The sequence below is a fragment of the Nostoc sp. genome, assembly GCF_036917655.1.
Lineage (GTDB): Bacteria > Cyanobacteriota > Cyanobacteriia > Cyanobacteriales > Nostocaceae > Nostoc.
On record NZ_JBALCY010000035.1, the window covers coordinates 41953 to 66068 of the forward strand.

The following is a 24116-nucleotide window of genomic DNA, read 5'->3' on the forward strand; positions in this document are numbered from 1 at the left end:
ATGTAGGTAGACGAGAGTTTGTGTAGTAGCGAATTTTATTCGCCCAATTGTTTCTTAATTAACAGATTTTTTGTAGTATCAATTCTTACAAAAAAGAGGTCTTTGCTGACCTCTTACCAATTCTCTAAAATAACGTTCTATTTACAGAATTACAACAAGCCAGTATTAGCACCTTGCTTACCAGTTGCCAGTTGCACCTTGATGATTTTGCCGCCTGCTTTTTGAATACGTTGCTGTTCGCGGAACCAGTTCTCATAGGGAACTAGCTTAGTGAAGTAAGTATTTTGCAGTTCGCGTTGGGTACGAATTCGGGTTTGGCTGGGAACTAGAGCAGTAATTTTAAAAAAACGGGCCATGTTTTGAAAATCTCCTGTATACTTTGTGAAAACTTTTTTTATCTCAAAATCTTGAGTGCAAATCTTTTAATCATTCCAAGGCTGGAAATCAAACATCAATACTAGACCACCAACACTCATCATTGATAATTTACCAAGATAAGCAATATAACGTTCTAGCACTCACGGTTGATTTCCAGACCTTAATAAAGCCGCACCTAAATTCTTAAGCGCAAACTAGTTCTTAGCTTAAGCCAGAGGAGATATAGTCTAAGTAAACGCCCATTTCCTTACCGGCGTCAGAACCAACCAAGCTAGCGGTTACTTCCTTGATTGCTTGGATAGCTTGCACGGTAGCACCAACGGGAACTCCTAAAGAGTTGTAGGTTTCCTTCAAGCCATTTAATACACGCTCATCCAAAATGGAAGGATCGCCAGCTAACATAGCGTAGGTAGCATAACGAAGGTAGTAGTCCAAATCACGGATGCAAGCAGCATAGCGGCGGGTGGTGTACATGTTGCCGCCGGGACGAGTGATGTCAGAGTATAGCAAAGATTTTGCTACAGCTTCTTTGACGATCGCAGCAGCGTTAGCGCTGATGGTGCTAGCAGCACGTACCCGCAGTTCGCCAGTGGCGAAGTAGCCTTTTAGCTTCTCTAAAGCAGAAGAGTCTAAGTATTTACCTTGAACGTCTGCGGAGTTAATGACAGCGGTAATTGCGTCTTGAGCCATGTTGTTAATTCCTTATTTCCAACCGTATTGCAATACTTCTGTTTCAGTAGGTAAACAGCTTTACCTTATCCTAGAAGGGCGCCAACTAGGTAGTCGAAGTAGCTACCAGCTTCACTAGCATCATCACCAGATAGCAATGTACCAGCTACATTCTTCAGCCCACGGATACCTTCAGCAACACCATCGATAGGTGTTCCCAAGGACTTGTACAGTTCACGGGCACCGATAACACCAATTTCTTCGATGGGCGTAACATCACCAGCAACGATACCGTAGGTAACGAGGCGGAGGTAGTAATCTAGGTCACGCAGACAAGTAGCTGTCAATTCTTGACCGTAAGCGTTTCCACCAGGAGACACAACATCAGGACGCTTTTGGAACAGTTGATCGCCAGCTTGCTTAACGAGCCGTTCGCGATTTTCTGACAAAATTTGAGCAATCCGCACACGGCGCTCACCACTTGCAACGAAGGATTTGATCCGATCTAACTCACCAGGGCTGAGATAGCGGGCTTCTGCATCAGCATTCACGATAGCTTTCGTGACAATACTCATTAATGGATTCCTCCAATACGAATGAAACCAGGATTTGATTAAACTGGCGCGACTTTAAATTTGGTTTACTGAGTTTGTTTTCTCGTCCTTTTAGACACAACAGTTTCATAACTGCTACGGCTAATAAATTACGAGTTTGCTTGAGTCAACATAAGTACACAAGCTTTTAAACTCAGTTACCTTCCGCAAAACATTTTCCGGCATTCTGTTGAGCATTTATGACTGCTCTTAACACTTTGTAATATTGCTTTTCAGAATTTCCTGTTTTAGCTGTAATCTGAGAGCGGTATTACGAAAGGTTACGAAGGGGTATTGGGTATTGGGTATTGGGCATTGAGAAGAAAATTAAGTCCCCAGTCCCCAGTCCCCAATCCCCAATCCCTATTCCCTACTCAGCCGCCTGTACACTGCCGAGGTAGTTACCTGCTGGCAGAGATGGGAAGCGGTTGTAAGGCACAACATCTTCACCGAAGTAGCGGCTATATTCTGGGCTTTCGACTATTGCTTCTACAGCAGCCGACAAACCACTATCAGCTAGCAGCTGGTTATACTGGCGAATTTCTGACTGAGTTGCGGGTGTACGCCCCAACAGGTGACGGAAGAGGAACTCAATCACCTTGGCATGAGGATAAGGTGTGTAAAAGCGCTGGCGATAGATTTCGGAACTGGCTAGTTCACGCACAAACTCCCGGACGGAAATTTCACCATTCTGAAGTTTGCTGTCTAGGTCAGTACGGCGAAAATTATCAGGTACTTCACCACTAAATACATCCAATACCTGACAGTAAATGGCATTGATTGCCTGTTGTGTTTCGGCTTGGTTTGTGCTTTCCGTTAGACGGTAAATGCGTGCATGTTTACGCACACTTAGTTCTACGGCTTGTCCGCTACCATCGTTGTAGGAACGACCCAGTTCAGCAAAGGAGGGCTTGCTCTTGTTTATACCATTTGTTTGAGCTGCTATATCTGCGATCGCTTTGGTCAAAAGTGGCGTATCGCTAGCTCCGACACGGGCTTGCACTGGCTTAAAGCTAGGCACAACCACGTCATCATTTTGCTTGGTAAGCTGGTTGTAAAGCTTCTCCGTATTCGGGAAGTTTGCCGCAGGTAGGGTCGGGAAGCGACGGTAAGGAACCGTATCTTCACCAAACAGTTGGTTATATTCCACACTATCTACCAAAGCACCAATAAAGGCACGAATACCTTGAGTAGCCAAAATCTGGTTATACTTGCGGATTTCTGCTTGGTCTAGTGGCGCACGTCCTAAGAAGTGTTTGGTTCCCAACTCAATTACTTTGGTGTTGGGGTAAGGTGTGTAGAACTCTTTCAGGTAGAGGTTAGAGTAACCCAAACCTTCAATAAATTCCTTCACACTAATTTCGCCATTCCCCAGCTTGCTTTCCCATTTTGTAAATTCGTTTTTGGCGATGTAGGGTGCAATATCCCGCTCAAAAATCTGACGATAGGCAGCGCTAATCAAAGTTTGCACTGCAACTTTGTCACTGATATTCGCCACCAACTTGAAGATTTTGGTTTGTTCGCGTTGCTTGCTGACACCTTGGTTAATGCGGAACTGAATATCTGGTTCTGACCGGTTTTCTGTGACTGTACCCAGTGTCACAAAGCTCGGCGTTACTTCCTTCTGGACTTTCGCGGCAACATCATCACGAATGCTACCAACGCGCAATTGTCGCCCTGATACACCACCAGGAGTCAGATACCGTTCGTAAGGAATTGTATCTTCACCAAATGCTTCGTTGTATTCTACGCTGTTAATAATGGCATCAACTACCGCGTAAAAGCCTTGTTTTGCAGCGATATCAAAGTACTTGTTGATTTCTTGACGACCATAGGTCGGACGACCCAACAAGCGGCGGTGAATATACTCGATCGCTTTACAAACATACAGCGATGACCAGTACAGATTGCGGAATACATCCGACTTAGCCAAACCACGGATAAACTCCCGCACAGAGATGTCGCCGTTTTCCAGCTTGATTTCCAATACCTTCGGGCGCTGACCTTCGTAAAGATCACGACCAAAAACTTGCAGGTAAGCAGCTCTAATCACTGCTTGCGTGGAGCTTTCAGAGTATTTGACGCTAGAATTTTTGGCAGCCTTTTTACCTCTAGTACCAGGTAGTTGATCTAATTTGAACACCTTGGGGCCAAGAGTACCAGGAGCTTCACCCCGCGCCTTGGGATTACTATTTTGGTTATTAATCCCTGCACCTTGGTGAATTAGGATGCGCTTGGTATCCTTGCCAAAAGGAGCCGGTCGAGTGCTGGGGTTGCGAGTTTCTTTCGGGAAAATCGCCCCAAATTGAATTTCCAAGGGGTCATTACCAGAACCGTAAGGATGTTGGTCTGGTAGTGGTTGTTCGTAAGCAGCAAATGTGGTGATGAACTGAGGTATCTTGCGGAAAGGCGCACTGTAGTTAAACAGGTCTTGCTGCGGCCCCCAGTTGCGACATTCTTGCGCTTCTTGACCCAGACCCCGGAGGTAGGGTACTGTTTCTTCACCAAAATAGTCACTGTATTCAGCAGAATCTACTAAGGCATCTACTAAGGCTGGTAGACCACCATTAGAAATAATCGAGAAGTATTTTTGTACTTCCTCGCGGCTACTTGGTCCCCGTCCTAGAATGTGACGGAAAGCTAGTTCGATGACTCGGCTGTTAATAAAAGGCTGGTAAAACTGTTTTTGGTAAAGGGGAGATTTAGCTAGACGACGGACAAACTCTTTCACGGAGATGTCGCCATTTTTAACCTTGGATTCTAGGTCAGATATGGACAAGCTATAAGCACGGGTAATGTCGCGCTCAAAAATTTGCCGATATGCAGCCTTGATTACCTCATTTTTTTCGCTACTTGACAACCCAGTTTTCATCACAAACTTGGGACGCCGTTCTGCCGCATTAAAGTAAATTTGCGGCAGTTGCAACCCTTGCTGGTCGCTAGAGGGGCGTTGGCGCACTTTATTTGAAGGTGTGGCTGCTTTGAATTCTGTTAGCAAAACATCCATGTACTGAGACACAATCTCTGTAGCCTCAGCATCATTGCGGAAAAAGGAAAGTGACCCGGCTTTGATTTCCTGCAAAGCTACTAGCGTTGCTTCACCAGAACAGGCATTTTCAATTATTTCCCGCAAACCCCGTGTATTCACCGCTATGATGTTGGGGTCGCCAGCAACGATCGCATAAGTAGCGTAGCGCAAGAACCAGGATAAATCCCGTAAGCTCTTGGCCATGTTGCTTGGGCCATAACGAGCAATGTTAATTGGTCTGAAACCTGCCGGTGTCGGGCCACTGGGGGATGAGTTAAAGATTGAGCGTAAATTTTCTAGGAACCCACCACGACTTTCAACGTAGGTTACAGTTCCTAGTTGCATCCCTTGTTGAACATTAGCACCACCACCACCAGCAGTTACTAGTTCTGCTTCTCTGGGCTTTTCTAAAAAAGCCATTGGCGAACCACCGACAAAAATCCGGTTGGCAGCGCGAGACACAATAATCTCGGCGTTATCCGTAAGCGTCTGAGAAATTTCTAGACGTTTTGCACCAGATGCAAAATAGCTTGCCAGTTCATTTAATTCACCACTTCCCAAAAAGCGATCTTGCTGCTCGGCTTGGGTAATTGTCGCTACAGCTAGGGTTTGATATAGTTGCGGACGCGCAACTGAGCTTCCACCACTTGCCTTAACACTCATCGGATTTGTAAAACTCCCATCATAATCATTTATGTGTTAAGTCTGGGTTGCTTTGAGGCTTGACACATCGGTGTGTCTGTGCTTTATGAGCTTGAGAGTACTGCCTGCAAAACTGCCAGTAAATTAACCCAGTTAGCTTTTAGATTAGAACGTTTTGCGTTCTCAAGGCTGGTTTATTAAGAAGTGTGTAGAACCTGTAGCTTAGATGCATCCAGTCTTAAGAGTACATACTCTTGTTTGGCTGAGATAAAATCTAAGTTTTGTAACTAAGTCATCGGGTAGGCATAGTCTACTGATGCCGAAAACCTCTATTTTGATGTTTGTGGCAGTGGACATCCGACGATTATTGCAACTGATACAAAATCTTAGTTGAAACCAAATTTCCTTCAGCAATGATCAGTGGACAGTAGTCATTCGTCGATGTTAAGTTGTTTTTGCTACTGATAACTGAATATTAAGAAATCACGCCGCCCTGGAAATAATTCTCTAATTGTGGTGATTTTAGCTTTAGCTATCAGCATTCTCTAACGGGAAAATACTATGTACAAAAGTTCTAAATTTAACTATTTATTCAATGCTACTCTGTCTGCGATCGCAGTTATTTTGGCTGTCACTCCGGCAAATGCGCTTCCAGAACAAAATATCAACACCGTTGTTCAGTGGGCAAAAACTCGATCACAACTACCAACTCTGAGATACAACAGCGAAGCCCACGGCTACGAGGGTACAAAGGGAAATTTATACTTTTATGCTGATGTCACGCAAGAAAATGGGACAGTGACTAAAGAAGGAATAACCGTTAGTGGTGACTCAAGCATCAAATTCATCACAAAAAATGCCAAAGCGGTGAAATTGTTACAAAATATTTATAATTCCAACATTGCCAATGACTTCCAGAAGTCTCGGAATGTCACCAAAGTTGGGCGTGACCAGTTTTCTCGCGGGCAAAAGTTTGCTTACATCACTGCCCAGGTGCAGGGTGGGTCATCATTGCAAATAATTCCCTTGAGAAATTTGCAAGAATTTATAAATAATGCCAAATATTGCCAAACTAATCAATGCGACCTTTGATTAAGTGTGTAGTGTGGAATTTACATAAGCATTATCAGTAAACCAAGGCACGCAATCACTAATTATGCGCCGTTGTTGGTGGCAATTTCCACGCAGGTAGAAAAAGAGAGAACGTCAACTATCACAACAACATCACTAATGGGTGCAAGTTGAGCAACTCCTTGTGGGCCCCACTCACAGCGTAAATCAAACTCTGATTGATTGTAAATCATTAGAGGTATATTTAAACCCTGTTTGAGTTAAACTATAAATAATAAAATTGTATATATAAATGCCAGATATAGTGATTAATAATCTCATGTCTGTAGACTTTAATTAGAGCAAGACTAAGACTTTTTCTCACGTCAATTTATTCAAGATTCTTTAAAAGAATATCAAATTAAACTTTTAATATTTAATTCCTTAAGTCAGGAAATTGTATTATGGAAGGAATAAATTACTCTCAAATCATTCAAGATATTTTAAGTAACCATTCCGCTAATGACGTGGCTAATGGTACAGAGGTTCAATTATTGTTTGACGCAGAACACCATCATTATCAAGTCTTAAATATTGGCTGGAAAGAACAACGGAGAATTTATGGAGTCATCATTCATGTTGATATCAAAGACAAAAAAATTTGGATACAAAGAGATGGAACAGAAAGCAGCTTTACTTAAAAATGTTTCTTTGCTATTAATTTTTTTACCATCAAGATAAAAAACTTTAGTTCCTGGTTCTGCGGCTATTTTTTCCACTGCTTCACGTATGCCTTGTTTTACATCTATTGACCAAAGATTTAGAAATTCACTCATGTATTCCTCCTTACTTATCACGACTAATAGATTGCTTCTTGAAAGCTATTGTAGTGATCGGCAGTATAGTAAATTTCGTCATTTTGACCAGTAATAAGACGGCGACTACCTCTGTCTGTTACTCCGAGAGTTGGTACTGTGTACTCTCTGTAATATCCTCGCGGTTGTGGTGGCAGTAATCCTTCAAGGTTTTTGAACACAACGCTATCTTTGCTATGAGGGTAAGCACCGCCTATGGAAATATAGCGGTTCTCGGTTGAATGAGGTACAAGAACCCCACCCCCAACCCCCTCCCCGCAAGCGAGGAGGGGGCTATGATGTACCTTATGTGATTAGGAAACGCTATAAGATTGATAGTAGTTTGAACTTCTGGAGGTGATTTACTAAGGTCAACTTGTGGTATTACACTCATTATAAATACTGTCTTTGATTTTCTCAACCACTAGCTGAAGAATATATAGAAGCTGATCGTCGTGAACTTGATTTTGAGAATGAGACAAAGTAATTGTTGTGTGGATATTAGATACAGATCACTTGGTTATTGAGTAATGTTATAATCAGTATAAAACTTCAAAGATAAAAATATTATGAATTTAGCTGTAAAAATTACCTCTCCAACAACTGCACCCAAATTAACTTATGATGTGCTGATTGAAAATCAACAAGATGGTACAGTCAAAGCAATATTATTAGGTTTACCAGAATGTCAAGGCTTAGGAAATACGGAAACGGAAGCAATAGAACAACTCACTCAAAGTTTGCAAACTCGGTTAGAAACAGCCAAGATTGTGACTTTAGAAATTGAAGCACCCAAAGTAGAAAACCCTTGGTTGAAAATAGCTGGTAAATATAAAGATGATCCACAATTTGATGAGATGCTGGAATATATAGAAGAATATCGACGTGAATTGGATGCAGACAATGAAGCGAGGTAAATTCAGAGTTGAATGATTTAAGGATTCTACATACGGATCACCTATCATTGATGCAAAGAGGTAATCCATTTATCATCCAGCGATTAAATAAATTTAATCCTCAAAATATTGGCATCACTATTATTACAGCAACAGAACAACTGGTGGGACGACTCAATGTTATTAACAGGGCTACTTCATCAAATGATTTAGTCTTTGCTTATGCAAGATTAAAAGATACATTAGAAGACTTAAATAATCTCAATGTGCTGGCATTTAGTGACGATGCTGGCAAAGTTTACGCTGAGTTAGTTAAGCAAAAAATTCGCGTTGGTACTCAAGATTTACGCATTGCGGCAATTACGCTGTCAGTGAATGGGATTTTGGTTACTCGCAACCGCAAAGATTTTGAAAAAGTGCCTGATTTGCGTTTAGAAGATTGGACTATATCTTAAAATTTATAAACTAAAAAACTGCGTCATCTAGTACTCCTCAGAATTTCATCTGAGTTTGATGGCCAAAGTAGTTTAATATTTATTGAGTTATAAGCTAAACCACATCTAGTTTGCATATCTAAAATTTTTATAACTCTTGTGGGGTGGGCATCTTGCCCGCCCTAATTATGCAATTTAAATGTGGAACAGCTTATCATGTCCGCTTGATTACTCATTAAACCCGAAGAACCCCACCCCGCCAAAGCTATGCATTGTCTCCCCTCCCCGCAGGCGGGGAGAGGTTGGGGGTGGGGTTCTTTTATTATGGGTAATTTAGCGGACATGATATTATACTGGACAAACTTTCTTTAATTTTTAGTTTATTTACAATACTTTCTCCCAAGAGATGATATAGAAAATGAGGTGTGTTCAAATTAGCTGAGTGTAAAATTTTTTGATAAACTTGGCAAGCTGAATCATCATTTAAAATCCTGTCATGAATGATTTTTGTCCATTCAGGTGCATTGATCATTAATTGGGGTACAACTTTAATAAAAGCCCCAATTTGTTCTTCTATATCAAAAGATTCGAGAAAATGAATTAAGCTGAACATCACTTCTGGCTGTTGACATTGATCGTCTAAAATAAGATGATATGCAGATAAATTTTGCTGATCAGGATTATCAGCTATTTCAGCTAAAGCATTTTCAAAGTCGGTAACTTGCTGTTGAGTTTGCATCAAGCGATTTTCTCTTAAATTTGCCAATAGATTGTTTTGATTCATGGGTTTAAACCTACTTTATCAAAAATACCTTGCCTAGTCTATTCAGGTTAATTAAACCTTATGACTATTACCAGCCAGCCCCCCGTGTTTCTCATTCAGAAATAATCCGTTGTGCCATGCTTTGATTTACAGTAGAGAGTTGACAAAACTACTGGTATTCCGTACCTTATGAAGGATGGGGATAATTTTGAATGGGATAATGACAAGGCAATTGCTAACTGTCAAAAGCATGGTGTCAGCTTCCATCAGGCAATCAAAGCGTTTGACGACCCTTTTGCGGTAGAACGTTTTGATGATCGTGAAAATTATGGGGAAGAGCGCATCAACCTGATGGGTATGTGTGACGGGGTACTACTTCATGTAACCTATACCGAACGGGGAGAGCGTATCCGTTTAATATCAGCTAGAAAAGCAGAAAAGCATGAAAGAAACGATTATTACCGCGAGAATGCACAAGGATGGAACGGCGGTTGAAGTGTTGCCTGACGGTAGTGAAAGACCCTTTACAGAGCAGCCCATGCGTCCCATGACAGAAGAAGAAATTCACGCTGCGGCTATTAGCGACCCTGATGCCCGCCCTATGACAGAAGCTGAATTACGCAACGCCAGACGTGTTCCCCGTGTTAAAACCATGCGGCGTGCCTTGAAATTGACGCAGGAGGAATTTTCGGCGCGTTATCATATTCCCCTTGGCACTTTGCGTGATTGGGAGCAGGGACGCACTGAACCCGACCAAACCGCACAGGCTTACCTCAAGGTTATTGCTGCCAATCCTCAAGCTATTTATGAGGCATTGCAGTTTACCCCGCACTAATTTTCAAAATAGATTTTTAGGCGCACGAAAAAATCAACGCTATGTTGGGTTGGTAAAAATGTTTGAGAAGCACATACAAATCGCTATGAAAGTTCCGACTCCAATTAAAATTAGAACTTTTTAGCTATGAAAATCATTGCGGCAATTACGCTGTCAGCGAATGGTATTTTGGTTACTCGCAACCGCAGGGATTTTGAAAAAGTGCCTGATTTGCGTTTGGAAGATTGGACTATATCTTAATTTATCTCCAGGCGAAATTGACTTATTTGTTTATAGTTAAAAACTTCAGAGTAATATTATTACCTTCCCAGTATTCTTTGGCTGAATTTAAAATATCCAATGCTATTTGGTACTCTGTCGGTTCAGCTTGAGCAAAAATATCAGCATGGTCATACAATATGACGTATCTCTCAGCCGGACACCATGTTAAATCGGTGATACATTCATCAAAAGCATCCCAGTTAGCACCAAAGTATGTAGGAAATTGCATTGCTTCAGCAGCTTTACTTAAAAAGGTTTCTTTGCTATTAATATTTTTACCATCAAGATAAAAAACTTTAGTTCCTGGTTCTGCGGCTATTTGTTGCAGTGCTTCACGTATGCCTTGTTTTACGTCTATTGAAACATTTAGAAATTCGCTCATGTATTCCTCCTTACTTATGACGACTAATAAATGACTTCTTGAAAGCTATTGTAGTGATCATCTGTATAGTAAATTTCGTCATTTTGCCCAGTAATAAGACGGCGACTACCTCTATCTGTTGCTCCGGGAGTTGGTACTGTGTACTCTCTGTAATATCCTCGCGGTTGTGGTGGCAGTAATCCTTCAAGGTTTTTGAACACAACGCCATCTTTTATATGGGGGTAAGCACCGCCTATGGAAATAAGATTGATAGTAGTTTGGACTTCTGGAGGTAATTTCCTAAGGTCAACTTGTGGTATTACACTCATTATAAATACTGTCTTTGATTTTCTCAACCACTAGCTGAAGGATATATAGAAGCTGAACGCCATGAACTTGATTTTGAGAATGAGACAAAGTAAGTGTTGTGTGGATATTAGATACAGATCACTTGGTTATTGAGTAATGTTATAATCAGTATAAAACTTCAAAGATAAAAATATTATGAATTTACCTGTAAAAATTACCTCTCCAACAGCTGTACCTAATTTAACTTATGATGTGCTGATTGAAAATCAACAGGATAGCGGAGTTAGTGCGACAGTGCTAGGCTTACCAGATATTAAAAGTTTTGGTGCGACTAAAGAAGAAGCGCTAGACAAACTAATTCAACTTTTACAAGAGCGAAAACCAGAAATAGTAACTTTGGAAATTGAACTTACCCAAAGCGAACATCCTTGGATGAAATTTGCGGGAATGCACAAAGATAACCCTCTTTTTGCTGAGGTGCTGGAATACATAGAAGCTGAACGGAGTCAAGTTGACTTAGAGGCTGTTTGAAAAGTCCTCTCGTTGGTAGCAAAACATTTCAGATTCCCCTAAATCCCCCTTAAAAAGCAGGGTGGATTAATTGTCATCCTAGAAAAATTGAAACCCTCATTCTTCCGTTCATAAATCAAGTTACCCTATTAACAGGCTGACGAGGTTACGGGGATTCCAAATTTTCTCTCCACACAATTAATCCACCCTGCTAAATCCCCCTTTTTAAGGGGGACTTTGATTCCGGTTCCCCCCTTTTTAAGGCAGGGCTGTTTCATTCCCTAAAGAGCGCTAAATATCAAGGGTTCTAGCGATTTAAAATTGATTATTTTGTTACCAGCGTGCCAAGAAAATGAACAATTTTACTGTTGTTCAAGTGCTTAAACGTTCATCTTCTCGTCACCCTCACTTACAATTTTCTCGCTAACCATCTTGACAAATCCTGTTTGAAATGGAATGAAACAGCCCTGCTTTTTAAGGGGGGATCTCTAAGTGCCTAAAATCACAGCCAAATACTTTTCAAACATCCTCTTAGACAATGAGACAAAGTGAGTTTTATGTGGATATTAGATACAGACCATTTGTCCTTATTTCAAAATACTCATCCACTAGTCACGCAACGCATAAGACAGCAGAATCCTGAAAATTTAGCCATAACAGTGATTACATTCGAGGAGAAAGTTAAAGGATGGCTGAATGTTATCAATAAATATAATAACCAATCGTCTAAGTATGACAAATTAATATGGTGATACAAGGGGTTATGGGATGAAATAGAATATTTCAAAAATATAAAATTACTTGAATTTGATACTCAAGCTTGTAATGTTTATGCTGAATTAGTTGAGCAAAAAATTCGCGTTGGTACTCAATATTTACGCATTGCGGCAATTACGCTGTCAGTAAAAACGCCAACAACACCAAATAATAATCCCTATAAATATCATCAAAAACCCACCAACTAAACCAGATACAACGCTAATAAAACCCAACATAATAAACAAGAAAAGGAAATAACACCGCAATATAGTTTTGTCATCACTCCCACTGACAATAGTTCTGCCATCTGGACTATATGCTACGGAATTAACAGATTTGGAATCCCCTTGAAGAGTATGGATTTGCCCTCCTATTGCAACATTTTCTATAATTTTATCTGCGGCAAAAGGTTTAGGTTCTGATGTTGATTCAACAACAGCAGCTTGTTTTGGTCTAACAAACCCAGGAAATATATCAACACGAAGTTTTGTAGAACGATCGCACCAATAACACTTACCATAGGTTCGGCTGTAGTAGTGGCTGTCTAACTTTCCACAGATAGTTAACTCATTAACAGCCAGTCTGAGCGCCTTTACCCAATCCCCAGCAGTTGGGCGCAAGCTAGGATTTTTATAACCATCATTAAAACATCTGAGAAAACATCGCTGAACCTCTGGGTGAACAATCTCAAGCGGAATTGTCCTTTCTACAGGTTGAATCAAACTGTTTGGTGCATACAGCCATAAACCCCGACGGATAAGTTCATTAGTTTCTGGAGTTCCCCCCGCACCTATCCACTTTCCCGCAAAAGGAGTTTGACCACCAAGCAACAACTGATAGATAATGACTGATAACCGGAAGCGATCGTGTACTTCTGTTTGATCAATGCTAGAAAAATCTTGATCAATCAGTTCCGGTGGTGTATAATCTGGTGAATCAACTGGACAACGATAAATCTTGCCATTTACCGGATTCCGAACCTGAAAGGAATCAGTATCAATAATTGAAGGTAAGGCGCGATCGCTAACAAGAATATTTTGCTGCTTGATGTCACCCAAAACATAGCCAGAAATGTGAATTGCTTCAATAATTGAGGCGATATTCAGCGCTGTTGTGTGGAGAAAACGCCAATCAACATCAAGTTTTGAATCCTTTCTTTTCTTGGGGTTGTATACATCAATAAGTTCTTTTGCGTCCTTAATTTCCGGCATCAAAAAGCCCACACAATCACCCTGAGTATCTTTCAGTAGCGACTTAGGCCAAGCAAAAGAAATATGATTTAGGTGAGAGTTTGGCTCTTTGGGTCGGTGCGCTATCATCACAGCCAACTTTTGCACTCGCTCAGGAGTTTGCGAGTGGTAAGTTTTTGCTAAGTAACCATTGTGATTAGTTCGCCAAACCTTACCTTCACCACTATTAGCTATCGGTTCACCCAGCAGAGTAATCGATTTTCCCGTACTAGCACAGGTGAGAACTCTCATCGAATTTTACTCTCTATCAAATAAGCACAAAAGTAAGGTTTTATCATCATCAGTGCGAGAATTTAGCCGCTCAGAGTTGAGGAATTCCGTTAGATATTTATCCTCCTTTGGATCAACACTTTCATGCAAATATTCCTCTAAAGGTTTAAAGAAAGGTGAGAAAGGTTGCCAGTCGCTCAAGCGAATTGCTACTTTTTCTAGTCCATCAGTGGAAACACAAATAAACTCTTGTTTTTCAGAAATAACTTCTACCTGCATATCTTTTACTGCATTTGTTGAGGTGATAAAAGTTGTTTCATTGATGAACTCACCTTTATCTGGCTTAAACAACAGTTGATATTCTGACTCTTGGGAACGTATTACAATAAATCCATCGCCGATTTGCATAGCTGCAATCCAGTCAGGAGTAGCAACAAAAACCAACAACGTACAAGCTAAATCATTGACAGAATAATCTTCTTCATCTGCTTGCTTCTGTAATTCTGTAATAACTTGGTTCATAATCTTAGCAAACACTTTCTCAGCTTCTTCTTTGGACAGTGGTTGAGAAAAAGCTTCCTTCTGAGGAGATTCATTAATATCAGAAAAGCATTTCAGTACCGTTTCTACTACTAATTTAGAACCAACATTAGAATGTTTAGCACTGCCAGCACCATCAGCAACTGCGCCTACAATAATCTCATCTTTGATGATGAGATAATCCCCATAATCTTGACAAGGTATTCCCTGGTTTTGATGACTTGTTCCGATCGCAGAGCCCCGAACAGCTTTCCAATTCACAAAATTTCCTCTAACTGGTAATTTGACCCCATCCCACAGCCGGTAAAGCTACAGCCTGCCCTACTTTGCCACTAGAAACCCGTTTCATCGAAGCAGAAAGCCAGACAAATAACTCACGAAAATCCAAGCCCTTAAGCATAACTGGTGGACGTTGAGGTGGAGAAATTTGTTTGAGGATATTCATATCAGCACCCTGTACACCAACTGCAAAAAATGACAGTCGGCTTTGTGCTTCTGCTTCTGTCAATCTTTGCGAGGCTGATTGCCAGGAGTCTGATGGCACTCCGTCTGTAATCAAAAACACCCAAGGGCGATAATAATGGATACCGTTGTCTTTATAAGTCTGTTTGCGGGTTTCTAAAAAATCTAAAGCAGACTCAATCGCCGCACCCATTGGGGTAAGACCACCTACTTCCAATATAGGCGGTGTAAATTGGTCAATCGTCACAAAGTCTTGCACCACTTGAACTATGGGGCCAAATGTGATTATTGCCACTTCCACACTCAGCGATGCTTGGGAATCTTTTTGTACATCTTCTTTGAAAGCAGCAAGTCCTCGATTTAACTCTTGGATAGGCTGACCTGACATAGAGCCAGAAGTATCAAGTAAGAGAATTACAGGGCAACGATTTTCTGGATTTTCAACGAATTCAGGCATTCCTACAGACATTCGATGCTCCAAATTAAGTAATTTATTATACGAAATACATTAGTTAAAATTTACTAGTTAATCGATACTTAAGCAGTAGTGTTTTTACTGAAAAAATACCTATAGCTACCTTAAATTGAAATAATCCAGCGCCGCATTTTCCGATAATTCCATAGATGTGTGGTTTGATAACGATCGCAATTATTTGTCTACCTGAAGTGTCCAGCATTCGCTAAACTCAGAAATGCTGCGTTATTCCTCATCATGTCCGATTCCCAAACTGTTAGTGCTGCTGTTGCCAAACTCTACAATACCTACCCCTTTCCGCCGGAAGCCCTGTTGGATGAACCACCTCCAGGCTATAACTGGCGCTGGAATTGGCCAGCCGCTCATAACTTCTGCACAGGTCAAAAACCCCAAAGGCAAGATATTCGGATTTTAGATGCAGGTTGCGGTACAGGGGTGAGTACAGAGTACCTGGTTCACCTCAATCCCCAGGCTTCTGTTGTGGGAATTGACCTCAGTACAGGCGCTTTAGCTGTAGCCAAAGAACGTTGTCAACGTTCAGGGGCTACCCGTGTTGAATTTCATCACCTCAGCTTGTTTGATGTGGAACAGTTGCCGGGTGAGTTTGATTTAATTAACTGTGTTGGCGTTTTGCATCATACCCTTGATCCCATTCGCGGTATTCAAGCTTTGGCGAAGAAGTTAGCCCCAGGCGGTTTTATGCACATTTTTGTGTACGGGGAATTGGGACGCTGGGAAATTCAACTCATGCAAAAAGCGATCGCACTTCTCCAAGGTGACAAAAAAGGCGACTACCGCGATGGTGTCCAAGTCGGGCGACAAATATTTTCTTCACTACCAGAAAACAACCGAATTGTCAAATACGAAAAGCAGCGTTGGTCATTAGAAAACCACAAGGATGAACACTTTGCTGATATGTACGTTCATCCCCAGGAAATTGACTACAACATTGAGACGCTGTTTGAATTAATTGATGCTTCGGGATTGGAGTTTATTGGTTTCTCGAATCCGAGTTTCTGGGATTTGGAGAGGCTTTTGGGCAAAGCACCAGAGTTAGTCGAACGGGCAAAAGAATTGAGCGATCGCCAGCTTTATCGCCTGATAGAATTACTAGATCCAGAAGTAACTCATTACGAGTTTTTCCTCGGTCGTCCTCCCTTAATTAAGTCCGACTGGTCAGACGATAACGCCCTATTGGCAGCCATTCCCGAACTTAATCCTTGTATTGAAGGATTTCCCAGTCAATGTTTTTTTAATTACAATTACCAGATTGTTAATTTATCTGTAGTAGAGTTTGAATTTATGCAAAAGTGTGATGCTAATTCAACAGTTGCAGAGATTTTGGCAGGTGTGCAACTGGGATTGGATGGGGTAAGAACACTTCTTCAGCAGCATCTGATTTTATTGACACCGGCTTAATTGGATTGCACTCTGATACGGAGTTAACAAAAGCAATTTATACTCGTGGTGATGCGCGATCGCGCATCACCACTTTTGGCAAATTAATGTAGATTAGGAAAGTGCCCAATAAGCGGGCTATTCTACATTCTAAAAGTTGGAGTTTTCTGAAATTCAGCAGTGGTGCGATATTTAATCACAAACCGCTACTCTCCGATTTCTGATTTGCGGTACGCCCATACACTCTTCAAGCACCAGTTGATTTTCTTGACACCGACTTAATTCAAACACCAAGATGCTACATAATAACTTTGGAGGACAATTATTCACTCAAAAAAGCTGAAATTGGAAGAAATTTTGAATTTTCAGGCAGCGATTATTGATTATTCACCCGCACACTCCTTCATATCATCAGCCGCTCTCTCGCTTCTGTGAGCGCGATCTTACTGAATGTCTAACGTTGACAAGAAGTTAATTGTTTTTTCCTAAAGTATTGTTACCGGATCGTGATATGATTCATCTGACTGAATGTGCAGTCATCATGTTTAGCTGTACTGGTTTCAAGTCTCGTGAGCTTGTCAGACGAATCAATTGCGCCCACTCCGACAACGCAACAAGATGCTAAAACTGGTTCTGGAGAGACAGAATCAGGTAACTCTATGCAAGAGTTCTATCAACTCTTCCAGCGATTGTTAGTAATCACGCTTGTCTTGACGGGGGTTATTTTTATCTCTGTGTGGATTTTTTATTCCTTAAACATTGCCCTAAATTATTTAATTGGGGCGTGTACAGGTGTGGTTTACTTAAAAATGCTGGCTAGAGACGTTGAGCAGCTCGGTAGTGAGAAAACCAGTTTGAGCAAAACTCGTTTTGCTCTATTTATGGGAGTCATGATCGTGGCAACTCAATGGCGTGAGCTACAGATTTTGCCTATATTTTTGGGATTTCTAACTTACAAAGCCACGCTCCTCGTCTATATGGTGCAAATTGCGTTCATTCCTGATTCTTAAAAAGTCAGGCTCACAAAGATAGTAATCCCATCCTCGCTCGTTGGGGAAAATGCTTGAAGAATGCAAATGCTTAGTGTCTTAAACGCCTTTAATTCTTTTCCCCTCGCCGAATTAGAAGTAGGTCATCATTTCTACTGGCAATTGGGCAATCTTAAAATTCATGGGCAAGTTTTTCTCACCTCATGGTTTGTGATTAGCATTTTAGTAGTGGCTTCAATAGCTGCTACTCGCAACGCACAAAGAATTCCCAAGGGCATCCAAAATTTGATGGAATATGCCCTAGAATTTATTCGTGATTTGGCAAAAAACCAACTTGGTGAGAAAGAGTACCGCCCTTGGGTGCCATTTATTGGCACATTGTTCTTGTTTATTTTCGTATCCAACTGGTCAGGTGCGCTAATTCCCTGGAAGCTCATCAAGCTACCTTCGGGCGAATTAGCAGCTCCCACCAATGACATCAATACGACTGTTGCATTGGCATTGCTGACCTCCTTAGCGTACTTTTACGCAGGTTTTAGCAAACGAGGTTTGGGCTACTTTAAGAAATATATAGAGCCAACACCTATTCTATTGCCGATCGCAATTCTCGAAGATTTCACCAAGCCCCTCTCCCTAAGCTTCCGTCTATTTGGTAATATTTTGGCGGATGAGCTGGTAGTAGCGGTGCTGGTGCTGCTAGTTCCTCTATTTGTACCTCTGCCTGTAATGGCCTTGGGTTTGTTTACCAGTGCCATTCAAGCCCTGGTTTTCGCCACCCTAGCCGGAGCATACATTCATGAGGCTATGGAGGGACATGGTGGAGAAGAACATGAGGAGCATTAAACTTCTCAGTTGATAGCACAGTTCCAAGAGCATGTTCGCTCAAAACATCGCAAAGCGCGATCAAAGAACTCGGTGCAGCGTGAAAAACACGTCTCTAGTCGTTAACGTACTTTTGTTAATTTTGTAATCAAAGCAAGGAAAATCAACATGGATCCATTAGTGCAGGCTGCTTCAGTTCTCGCTGCTGCTTTAGCGATTGGTTTAGCTGCAATTGGCCCTGGTATTGGTCAAGGAAATGCTGCTGGACAAGCAGTAGAAGGTATTGCTCGTCAACCTGAAGCAGAAGGAAAAATTCGCGGTACTCTGCTATTAACCTTGGCATTCATGGAATCCTTGACTATCTATGGTCTAGTGATTGCCCTGGTATTGCTGTTTGCTAACCCCTTCTCGGCATAAGTCCTAAAAGTTTTTGTGAGTGTGGAGACGTGAATCATCACGCCTCTACAATCTAAATATTTTGGGAATTTAGTCGTTCTGATGTAGTTGATTAACAATTTGAGATTTTAGATTTTGGACTTCGGCTTCTCTGCGAGACGCTATGCGAACGATTTTGGATTATCAAGAGTTTTCGGTACATGCCCCTGAGCTATGGCTGCTCTAAAATCTAAAAGACGCTCCTACGGACGCTCGTTCCTCGCTACCGCTTCGCTAACGCTAACGCGACGCTATCGTCAATCTAAAATCCAAAATTACTTGACCCTTGTTGGCTATGGGTCTCTAAAATATGAAAGGTTGGATGATGTAGCTAGCCATGAAAACTGCTACTCCAGCCAAAGAGGAGAGAAATGTTTGATTTCGATGCTACCTTGCCCTTCATGGCATTGCAATTTCTGCTATTGGCAGCCTTGTTGAATGCAATTTTCTATAAGCCACTGACCAAGGTACTAGACGATCGCGATAATTATATCCGAACGAATACCCTTGAGGCGCGGGAGAGCTTGGCTAAAGCCGAGCGCTTGGCTACCGAATATGAGCAGCAACTGGCAGACGCTCGCAGACAATCGCAAGCTACCGTAGAAGCAGCTCAACTTGAAGCTAAGAAAATTACTGCTGAGAAAATCGCTGAGGCTCAAAAGGAAGCTCAGTCTCAACGAGAACAAGCTGCTGTTGAAATAGAACAACAAAAGCAGGAAGCTTTTCGTACCTTAGAGCAACAAGTTGATGCTCTCAGCAGGCAGATTCTAGAAAAACTATTGGGGCCAACTCCAGTTAGATAAGCTAACTAGACTGGTTCTGTGAAAGCATACGCGCAACTGGGCCCTAGTCCAGAGCGCTTAATTAAGTGTCAAAAAAGGCACTTTTTCTCCTTCGGGGGAAAGATACTTAAATTTCCCTACAGGGGAAAGATACTTAATTTCCCTTCGGGAAAATACAACGTATTAGCAAGCGAGCAGCGCACTTGTAAATGGGTATCATGGGGACATTCTTATTACTTGCCGCAGAAGCGAACGCTGTTCACTCTGAATTGGCAGAAGGCGCAGCAGAAGGTGGTTTCGGTCTAAACCTAGACATTTTTGAAACCAATCTGATCAATCTAGCGATTCTGATTGGCATACTATTCTACTTCGGACGTAAGGTTTTAAGCAATATCCTGAACGAGCGACAATCCAATATTGCCACCGCAATTCAGGAAGCAGAAGGGCGCTTAAAAGAGGCAAAGATTGCCCTTTCCCAAGCGCAAGAGCAGTTGAAGCAATCCCAGGCAGAAGCACAACGCATCCGCCAATCTGCCGTAGAAAACGCTCAAAAGGCGAAAGAAGCCTTGTTAGCGAAGGCAGTTCAAGACGTAGAACGCTTGAAACAAACAGCAGCAGCAGATTTAAACACCGAAACTGATCGAGCGATCGCTCAACTGCGGCAGCGGGTAGCTAATCTAGCATTGCAAAAAGTCGAATCGCAACTCAAAGGCGGGATTGCTGACGATGCTCAACAAAGTTTAATTGACCGCAGCATCGCACAACTCGGAGGCAATGTATGACAAGCAAAGTAGCGGCAGGCGAAATAGCCCAACCTTACGCACAGGCACTTTTGTCAATAGCGCAATCGAAAAATTTGACAGAAGAGTTCGGGGAAGATGCGCGGACTTTCCTGGGTTTGCTCAGAGCAGACAAACAGCTACAAAACTTCTTCAGCAATCCGTTTATTCAGTCTGAGAACAAAAAAGCTCTCATCAAACAAATACTCGGTGAAGGCGCTAACCCCTACTTACGCAACTTTTTGCTAATACTAGTAGACAAACGCCGCATTGCATTTTTGGAATCGATTTTCCAACAGTATCTGGCGCTGTTGCGGCAGCTGAATCAAACCGTATTAGCGGAAGTAATTTCAGCCGTTCCCCTCACAGAAGCTCAACAGCAGGCAATCACAGAAAAGGTGATTGCTATAACTAATGCTCGCCAGGTAGAACTAGAAACCAAGGTAGAGGGCGAGTTAATTGGTGGTGTGATCATTAAAGTAGGTTCGCAGGTAATTGACGCCAGTATCCGGGGTCAGCTACGCCGCCTTTCATTGCGCTTAACTAATAGCTAGAAAGTTAGGAGTTAGAGACGCGATTAATCGCGTCTGTTAGGAGTTAGAGACGCGATTAATCGCGTCTGTTAGGAGTTAGGAGTTAGGAGTTAGGAGTTAAGTAAACAGTAATTTATTTTGACTTTTAACTTTTAACCTTTGCTTTTTTAACTCATCACTCTTAACTCATCACTCCTAACTATTGAATTTTTCCGTCTCGAAAGCAAAAAAGATAGACACATGAGCATATCCATTAGACCTGACGAAATTAGCAGCATAATCCAACAACAAATCGAGCAATACGACCAAGAGGTCAAAGTTGCTAACGTTGGTACTGTTCTACAAGTTGGTGACGGTATTGCCCGGATCTATGGTCTCGAAAAGGCTATGGCTGGGGAACTCTTAGAATTTGAAGACGGCACAATTGGCATCGCCCAGAACTTAGAAGAAGACAACGTGGGCGCGGTGCTTATGGGTGAAGGGATAGAAATTCAAGAAGGTAGTTCTGTAACCGCTACTGGTAGAATTGCCCAGGTGCCTGTAGGAGAAGCCTTAATTGGACGAGTTGTAGACGCCTTGGGTCGCCCCATCGATGGCAAGGGAGACATCAAGTCCTCAGAAAGTCGTTTGATTGAATCTCCAGCACCTGGTATCATTGAACGTCGGTCTGTACACGAACCGATGCAAACGGGTATCACAGCTATTGACTCAATGATTCCCATCGGTCGTGGTCAGCGGGAATTGATTATTGGTGACCGTCAAACCGGTAAAACTGCGATCGCGATCGACACCATCATCAACCAAAAAGAAGAAGATGTAGTTTGTGTCTACGTTGCGATCGGTCAAAAGGCTTCCACAGTTGCTAACGTGGTGCAGACATTACAAGAAAAAGGCGCGATGGATTACACCGTCGTTGTCTTTGCTAGTGCCAGTGAACCAGCAACCCTGCAATACCTAGCTCCTTACACAGGCGCAACTATTGCTGAGTACTTTATGTATAAGGGCAAAGCTACCCTGGTAATTTACGATGACCTCTCCAAGCAAGCCCAAGCTTATCGGCAAATGTCCCTGTTGCTACGTCGTCCACCCGGACGCGAAGCTTATCCTGGAGATGTATTCTACATCCACTCTCGGTTGTTAGAAAGAGCAGCAAAGCTGAGTGATGAATTAGGTAAAGGCAGTATGACCGCCCTACCGATTATCGAAACTCAAGCTGGTGACGTTTCAGCATACATCCCCACCAACGTAATTTCCATTACCGATGGTCAGATATTCCTCTCTTCTGACCTGTTTAACGCTGGTATCCGTCCGGCTGTAAACCCTGGTATTTCCGTATCCCGTGTGGGTTCTGCGGCTCAAACCAAGGCAATGAAAAAAGTTGCCGGTAAGATTAAATTGGAACTAGCCCAATTTGACGACCTGCAAGCCTTCGCTCAATTTGCTTCCGATTTGGATAAAGCCACTCAAGACCAGTTGGCACGGGGTCAACGGTTGCGCGAACTCCTCAAACAGCCACAAAATTCGCCCCTCTCGGTATACGAGCAAGTAGCAATTTTGTACGCGGGTATTAATGGCTACTTAGATGATGTCCCTGTAAATCAAGTAACCACCTTCACCAAAGGTCTGCGGGAATACTTAAAGACTGGTAAAACCGAGTATGCCCAAGGAGTACAAGCTTCCAAAGCATTAGGTGACGCAGAAGAAGCTGCGTTGAAGGAAGCGCTTACCGAATATAAGAAGACCTTCAAAGCAGCAGCGTAATTACAGTGCTGAGTGCTGAGTGCCGAGTGCTGAGTAGTTATGAGTGTTGAGTTGAAGAAAGTTTTTCATTCAAAACTCAAAATTTAAAATTCAGGACTCAGAACTCAGAACTCAGGACTCAGAACTCAGGACTCAGAACTTAAAGTTATGGCCAATCTAAAAGCAATACGCGATCGCATTCAGTCGGTCAAAAACACCAAAAAAATCACCGAAGCCATGCGCCTAGTTGCAGCAGCTAGAGTGCGTCGGGCGCAAGAACAAGTGCTAGCGACTCGCCCCTTTGCCGATCGCTTGGCACAAGTGTTGTATGGTTTGCAAAGCCGTCTGCGCTTTGAAGAAGCAAACCTACCACTACTAAAAAAACGCCAAGTTAAATCAGTTGGGCTGTTGGTAATTTCAGGCGATCGCGGTCTATGCGGCGGCTACAATAATAACGTTATCCGTCGTGCAGAAAACCGCGCCAAAGAAATCAAAGCAGAAGGTTTAGACTATACATTTGTGCTCGTCGGACGCAAAGCTACGCAGTACTTTCAACGCCGCGATCAGCCCATTGATGCTACTTACAGCGGCTTAGAGCAAATTCCCACCGCACCGGAAGCCAATCAGATTGCCGACCAACTACTTTCCTTATTCCTATCGGAAAAAGTAGACCGCATCGAGTTAATCTATACCAGATTCCTTTCCTTGGTTAGCTCCCGTCCTGTGATCCAAACCTTACTGCCCCTCGATCCGCAAGGTCTAGAAGCAGCCGATGATGAAATCTTCCGCTTGACAACCCGTGGCGGTAAATTTGAAGTAGAACGGGAGAAAGTGACTAAGCAAGTCCGCGCTTTGGCTCCTGACATGATTTTCGAGCAAGATCCAGTGCAGATTCTCGATTCTCTGTTACCCCTGTACCTGAGTAACCAGCTATTGCGGGCGCTGCAAGAATCGGCGGCTAGTGAACTAGCAGCACGGATGACAGCCATGAGTAATGCTAGCGAAAATGCCGGTGAACTAATTAACACCCTAACCCTGTCGTACAACAAAGCCCGACAAGCGGCAATTACCCAAGAACTGCTTGAGGTTGTGGGTGGTGCAGAAGCATTAACTTAGCGAATAGCCACTTGCTAGCCATCACAAATAGCTAATTGCTGGTAGATTTCAAACTAGCAATTAGCTATTTTTGGTTTTTAGTGGACGGTTAACAGTCATCAGTACAAAAAACTTTACTACTCCAAAAATTTTACCCAACTATCTTACTTAGGGCTTGCTGAAAAAGTCGTATTTAAGCCAGATCAAGAATCAGTTAACAATGCTTGTAAGTGAAAACATAATTCATTATATGAACCAATTTGA

Annotated in this window: 28 protein-coding genes and 1 pseudogene; 16 read left to right on the forward strand and 13 right to left on the reverse strand. The window is 42.3% G+C overall.

Annotated elements, in window-relative coordinates; translation table 11 throughout:
• Window positions 1–149: 149 nt before the first annotated feature.
• From V7K30_RS15040 to V7K30_RS15055, 4 genes and pseudogenes are all read right to left on the reverse strand, one after another.
• Entirely contained in the window at window positions 150–356 is a 207-nt protein-coding gene (locus V7K30_RS15040; RefSeq protein WP_335000442.1) for a phycobilisome linker polypeptide, read from the reverse strand.
• Between the two features lie 223 nt (window positions 357–579).
• Window positions 580–1068: an allophycocyanin subunit beta gene (gene apcB / locus V7K30_RS15045; RefSeq protein WP_069068902.1), complete on the reverse strand. Its 489-nt coding sequence runs from the start codon at window positions 1066–1068 to the stop codon at window positions 580–582.
• 65 nt (window positions 1069–1133) lie between these two features.
• The gene (apcA, locus tag V7K30_RS15050; RefSeq protein ID WP_094341663.1) at window positions 1134–1622 is read right to left on the reverse strand and encodes an allophycocyanin subunit alpha; all 489 of its coding nucleotides are present in this window, start codon (window positions 1620–1622) and stop codon (window positions 1134–1136) included.
• A 394-nt stretch (window positions 1623–2016) separates the two neighbouring features.
• Window positions 2017–5331, reverse strand: a pseudogene (locus V7K30_RS15055) (phycobilisome rod-core linker polypeptide); the annotation flags it as partial.
• Window positions 5332–5871: 540 nt separating this feature from the next.
• On the opposite strand from V7K30_RS15055, the gene V7K30_RS15060 reads away from it, so the two are divergent.
• The gene (locus V7K30_RS15060; RefSeq protein ID WP_335000444.1) at window positions 5872–6402 is read left to right on the forward strand and encodes a hypothetical protein; all 531 of its coding nucleotides are present in this window, start codon (window positions 5872–5874) and stop codon (window positions 6400–6402) included.
• Between the two features lie 62 nt (window positions 6403–6464).
• Here V7K30_RS15060 and V7K30_RS15065 read toward each other — a convergent pair whose 3' ends face one another.
• Complete coding sequence (locus tag V7K30_RS15065) at window positions 6465–6614, reverse strand: hypothetical protein (RefSeq protein WP_335000446.1); 150 nt, start codon at window positions 6612–6614, stop codon at window positions 6465–6467.
• A gap of 210 nt (window positions 6615–6824) precedes the next feature.
• On the opposite strand from V7K30_RS15065, the gene V7K30_RS15070 reads away from it, so the two are divergent.
• Entirely contained in the window at window positions 6825–7061 is a 237-nt protein-coding gene (locus V7K30_RS15070) for an element excision factor XisI family protein (RefSeq protein ID WP_335000448.1), read from the forward strand.
• Here the strand turns inward: V7K30_RS15070 and V7K30_RS15075 are convergent.
• Together V7K30_RS15075 and V7K30_RS15080 are read right to left on the reverse strand one after the other, a co-directional pair.
• Window positions 6948–7196 (reverse strand): hypothetical protein, encoded by a 249-nt coding sequence (locus tag V7K30_RS15075; protein ID WP_335000492.1) that lies wholly within the window; start codon window positions 7194–7196, stop codon window positions 6948–6950. The genes V7K30_RS15070 and V7K30_RS15075 overlap by 114 nt on opposite strands.
• A 23-nt stretch (window positions 7197–7219) precedes the next feature.
• Window positions 7220–7438 (reverse strand): ribonuclease domain-containing protein, encoded by a 219-nt coding sequence (locus tag V7K30_RS15080; protein ID WP_335000490.1) that lies wholly within the window; start codon window positions 7436–7438, stop codon window positions 7220–7222.
• A gap of 345 nt (window positions 7439–7783) precedes the next feature.
• Here V7K30_RS15080 and V7K30_RS15085 point away from each other — a divergent pair, with 345 nt between their 5' ends.
• Entirely contained in the window at window positions 7784–8131 is a 348-nt protein-coding gene (locus V7K30_RS15085) for a hypothetical protein (RefSeq protein WP_335000450.1), read from the forward strand.
• Between the two features lie 50 nt (window positions 8132–8181).
• Window positions 8182–8565 (forward strand): type II toxin-antitoxin system VapC family toxin, encoded by a 384-nt coding sequence (locus V7K30_RS15090; RefSeq protein WP_335000452.1) that lies wholly within the window; start codon window positions 8182–8184, stop codon window positions 8563–8565.
• Window positions 8566–8866: 301 nt separating this feature from the next.
• On the opposite strand, the gene V7K30_RS15095 is transcribed toward V7K30_RS15090, so the two are convergent.
• A complete protein-coding gene (locus V7K30_RS15095; RefSeq protein WP_335000453.1) occupies window positions 8867–9328 on the reverse strand; it encodes an Imm30 family immunity protein in 462 nt (153 codons plus the stop codon).
• A 168-nt stretch (window positions 9329–9496) separates the two neighbouring features.
• Here V7K30_RS15095 and V7K30_RS15100 point away from each other — a divergent pair, with 168 nt between their 5' ends.
• Together V7K30_RS15100 and V7K30_RS15105 are read left to right on the forward strand one after the other, a co-directional pair.
• A complete protein-coding gene (locus V7K30_RS15100) occupies window positions 9497–9802 on the forward strand; it encodes a BrnT family toxin (protein WP_335000455.1) in 306 nt (101 codons plus the stop codon).
• Entirely contained in the window at window positions 9750–10142 is a 393-nt protein-coding gene (locus V7K30_RS15105) for a helix-turn-helix domain-containing protein (protein WP_335000457.1), read from the forward strand. The genes V7K30_RS15100 and V7K30_RS15105 overlap by 53 nt, the downstream gene beginning before the upstream one ends.
• A gap of 262 nt (window positions 10143–10404) precedes the next feature.
• On the opposite strand, the gene V7K30_RS15115 is transcribed toward V7K30_RS15105, so the two are convergent.
• Window positions 10405–10785, reverse strand: a complete 381-nt coding sequence (locus V7K30_RS15115) for a barstar family protein (RefSeq protein ID WP_335000459.1) — start codon at window positions 10783–10785, stop codon at window positions 10405–10407.
• Between the two features lie 23 nt (window positions 10786–10808).
• Window positions 10809–11093, reverse strand: a complete 285-nt coding sequence (locus tag V7K30_RS15120) for a ribonuclease domain-containing protein (protein ID WP_335000461.1) — start codon at window positions 11091–11093, stop codon at window positions 10809–10811.
• Between the two features lie 175 nt (window positions 11094–11268).
• On the opposite strand from V7K30_RS15120, the gene V7K30_RS15125 reads away from it, so the two are divergent.
• On the forward strand, window positions 11269–11604 hold the full coding sequence (locus V7K30_RS15125; protein ID WP_335000463.1) for a type II toxin-antitoxin system HicB family antitoxin: 336 nt from the start codon (window positions 11269–11271) through the stop codon (window positions 11602–11604).
• Between the two features lie 878 nt (window positions 11605–12482).
• Here V7K30_RS15125 and V7K30_RS15130 read toward each other — a convergent pair.
• From V7K30_RS15130 to V7K30_RS15140, 3 genes are read right to left on the reverse strand one after another with little or no spacing between them, the layout of a single operon-like run.
• Entirely contained in the window at window positions 12483–13823 is a 1341-nt protein-coding gene (locus V7K30_RS15130) for a helix-hairpin-helix domain-containing protein (RefSeq protein ID WP_335000465.1), read from the reverse strand.
• A gap of 6 nt (window positions 13824–13829) precedes the next feature.
• On the reverse strand, window positions 13830–14603 hold the full coding sequence (locus V7K30_RS15135) for a PP2C family serine/threonine-protein phosphatase (RefSeq protein ID WP_335000466.1): 774 nt from the start codon (window positions 14601–14603) through the stop codon (window positions 13830–13832).
• 10 nt (window positions 14604–14613) lie between these two features.
• Window positions 14614–15273, reverse strand: a complete 660-nt coding sequence (locus tag V7K30_RS15140; protein WP_335000468.1) for a vWA domain-containing protein — start codon at window positions 15271–15273, stop codon at window positions 14614–14616.
• A 243-nt stretch (window positions 15274–15516) separates the two neighbouring features.
• On the opposite strand from V7K30_RS15140, the gene V7K30_RS15145 reads away from it, so the two are divergent.
• The 9 genes from V7K30_RS15145 to V7K30_RS15185 all read left to right on the forward strand — a co-directional run bounded on the left by V7K30_RS15145 (window position 15517) and on the right by V7K30_RS15185 (window position 23873).
• Window positions 15517–16698, forward strand: coding sequence for a class I SAM-dependent methyltransferase (locus V7K30_RS15145; protein ID WP_335000470.1), 1182 nt, complete (start codon window positions 15517–15519; stop codon window positions 16696–16698).
• Between the two features lie 548 nt (window positions 16699–17246).
• On the forward strand, window positions 17247–17687 hold the full coding sequence (locus tag V7K30_RS15150) for an ATP synthase subunit I (RefSeq protein ID WP_335000472.1): 441 nt from the start codon (window positions 17247–17249) through the stop codon (window positions 17685–17687).
• 60 nt (window positions 17688–17747) lie between these two features.
• Window positions 17748–18509, forward strand: coding sequence for a F0F1 ATP synthase subunit A (gene atpB / locus V7K30_RS15155; RefSeq protein WP_273762315.1), 762 nt, complete (start codon window positions 17748–17750; stop codon window positions 18507–18509).
• Window positions 18510–18656: 147 nt separating this feature from the next.
• Window positions 18657–18905, forward strand: coding sequence for an ATP synthase F0 subunit C (gene atpE / locus V7K30_RS15160; RefSeq protein WP_335000474.1), 249 nt, complete (start codon window positions 18657–18659; stop codon window positions 18903–18905).
• Between the two features lie 389 nt (window positions 18906–19294).
• Window positions 19295–19726, forward strand: a complete 432-nt coding sequence (locus V7K30_RS15165; RefSeq protein WP_335000476.1) for a F0F1 ATP synthase subunit B' — start codon at window positions 19295–19297, stop codon at window positions 19724–19726.
• 188 nt (window positions 19727–19914) lie between these two features.
• Complete coding sequence (locus V7K30_RS15170; protein WP_335000478.1) at window positions 19915–20487, forward strand: F0F1 ATP synthase subunit B; 573 nt, start codon at window positions 19915–19917, stop codon at window positions 20485–20487.
• Window positions 20484–21038, forward strand: a complete 555-nt coding sequence (atpH, locus tag V7K30_RS15175) for an ATP synthase F1 subunit delta (protein ID WP_335000480.1) — start codon at window positions 20484–20486, stop codon at window positions 21036–21038. Before V7K30_RS15170 ends, atpH begins: the two co-directional genes overlap by 4 nt.
• A 219-nt stretch (window positions 21039–21257) precedes the next feature.
• Entirely contained in the window at window positions 21258–22778 is a 1521-nt protein-coding gene (atpA, locus tag V7K30_RS15180; protein WP_335000482.1) for a F0F1 ATP synthase subunit alpha, read from the forward strand.
• A 147-nt stretch (window positions 22779–22925) separates the two neighbouring features.
• Window positions 22926–23873 carry a F0F1 ATP synthase subunit gamma gene (locus V7K30_RS15185; protein WP_335000484.1) on the forward strand — a complete coding sequence of 316 codons (948 nt, stop codon included), beginning with the start codon at window positions 22926–22928 and terminating at the stop codon, window positions 23871–23873.
• Window positions 23874–24116 lie beyond the last annotated feature (243 nt).

Coding starts and splice junctions, on each gene's coding strand:
- V7K30_RS15040 (WP_335000442.1), bottom strand. CDS start 356: ATGGCCCGTTTTTTTAAAATTACTGCTCTAGTTCCCAGCCAAACCCGA.
- apcB (WP_069068902.1), bottom strand. CDS start 1,068: ATGGCTCAAGACGCAATTACCGCTGTCATTAACTCCGCAGACGTTCAA.
- apcA (WP_094341663.1), bottom strand. CDS start 1,622: ATGAGTATTGTCACGAAAGCTATCGTGAATGCTGATGCAGAAGCCCGC.
- V7K30_RS15060 (WP_335000444.1), top strand. CDS start 5,872: ATGTACAAAAGTTCTAAATTTAACTATTTATTCAATGCTACTCTGTCT.
- V7K30_RS15065 (WP_335000446.1), bottom strand. CDS start 6,614: ATGATTTACAATCAATCAGAGTTTGATTTACGCTGTGAGTGGGGCCCA.
- V7K30_RS15070 (WP_335000448.1), top strand. CDS start 6,825: ATGGAAGGAATAAATTACTCTCAAATCATTCAAGATATTTTAAGTAAC.
- V7K30_RS15075 (WP_335000492.1), bottom strand. CDS start 7,196: ATGAGTGAATTTCTAAATCTTTGGTCAATAGATGTAAAACAAGGCATA.
- V7K30_RS15085 (WP_335000450.1), top strand. CDS start 7,784: ATGAATTTAGCTGTAAAAATTACCTCTCCAACAACTGCACCCAAATTA.
- V7K30_RS15090 (WP_335000452.1), top strand. CDS start 8,182: ATGCAAAGAGGTAATCCATTTATCATCCAGCGATTAAATAAATTTAAT.
- V7K30_RS15095 (WP_335000453.1), bottom strand. CDS start 9,328: ATGAATCAAAACAATCTATTGGCAAATTTAAGAGAAAATCGCTTGATG.
- V7K30_RS15100 (WP_335000455.1), top strand. CDS start 9,497: ATGAAGGATGGGGATAATTTTGAATGGGATAATGACAAGGCAATTGCT.
- V7K30_RS15105 (WP_335000457.1), top strand. CDS start 9,750: ATGAAAGAAACGATTATTACCGCGAGAATGCACAAGGATGGAACGGCG.
- V7K30_RS15115 (WP_335000459.1), bottom strand. CDS start 10,785: ATGAGCGAATTTCTAAATGTTTCAATAGACGTAAAACAAGGCATACGT.
- V7K30_RS15120 (WP_335000461.1), bottom strand. CDS start 11,093: ATGAGTGTAATACCACAAGTTGACCTTAGGAAATTACCTCCAGAAGTC.
- V7K30_RS15125 (WP_335000463.1), top strand. CDS start 11,269: ATGAATTTACCTGTAAAAATTACCTCTCCAACAGCTGTACCTAATTTA.
- V7K30_RS15130 (WP_335000465.1), bottom strand. CDS start 13,823: ATGAGAGTTCTCACCTGTGCTAGTACGGGAAAATCGATTACTCTGCTG.
- V7K30_RS15140 (WP_335000468.1), bottom strand. CDS start 15,273: ATGTCTGTAGGAATGCCTGAATTCGTTGAAAATCCAGAAAATCGTTGC.
- V7K30_RS15145 (WP_335000470.1), top strand. CDS start 15,517: ATGTCCGATTCCCAAACTGTTAGTGCTGCTGTTGCCAAACTCTACAAT.
- atpB (WP_273762315.1), top strand. CDS start 17,748: ATGCAAATGCTTAGTGTCTTAAACGCCTTTAATTCTTTTCCCCTCGCC.
- atpE (WP_335000474.1), top strand. CDS start 18,657: ATGGATCCATTAGTGCAGGCTGCTTCAGTTCTCGCTGCTGCTTTAGCG.
- V7K30_RS15165 (WP_335000476.1), top strand. CDS start 19,295: ATGTTTGATTTCGATGCTACCTTGCCCTTCATGGCATTGCAATTTCTG.
- V7K30_RS15170 (WP_335000478.1), top strand. CDS start 19,915: ATGGGTATCATGGGGACATTCTTATTACTTGCCGCAGAAGCGAACGCT.
- atpH (WP_335000480.1), top strand. CDS start 20,484: ATGACAAGCAAAGTAGCGGCAGGCGAAATAGCCCAACCTTACGCACAG.
- atpA (WP_335000482.1), top strand. CDS start 21,258: ATGAGCATATCCATTAGACCTGACGAAATTAGCAGCATAATCCAACAA.
- V7K30_RS15185 (WP_335000484.1), top strand. CDS start 22,926: ATGGCCAATCTAAAAGCAATACGCGATCGCATTCAGTCGGTCAAAAAC.